Below are 254 nucleotides of genomic sequence, written 5' to 3'. Positions count from 1 at the left end.
CTAGCGTCCTTGGTGTCCGACGCACCACCGGCGTCAGCTACACCGACGTACCGGAACGCCTGATGGTTCACGCTGGCACAGCGGCGGTGCCGTGCCGGCTGCGGCCCTTTGATGCAGACCACGCGCGGCTCGTTCTTGATCGGCCTTTGCCACTGGTCCTCGGCGACCGCTTGGTGTTACGCGATCCGGGGAGCCGAATGGTCTTGGGCGGTGCACAAGTCCTCGATGCCGACCCCCCGGCACTGCGCCGCCGC

1 protein-coding gene is annotated in these 254 nt (G+C 68.1%); it reads left to right on the top strand.

What is annotated here, in order from left to right; genetic code table 11:
* Positions 1 to 254: hypothetical protein (locus tag SB847_RS21655; RefSeq protein WP_486304287.1), on the top strand; the 254-nt coding region annotated here is incomplete at both ends.

Origin of the sequence: Bacillus sp. SIMBA_026 (assembly GCF_046535335.1) — a bacterium.
GTDB classification, from domain to species: Bacteria; Bacillota; Bacilli; order Bacillales; family Bacillaceae; genus Bacillus; species Bacillus velezensis.
The sequence above is the reverse complement of the archived record's forward strand: the minus strand, read 5'-3'. Positions and strand labels throughout refer to the sequence as shown.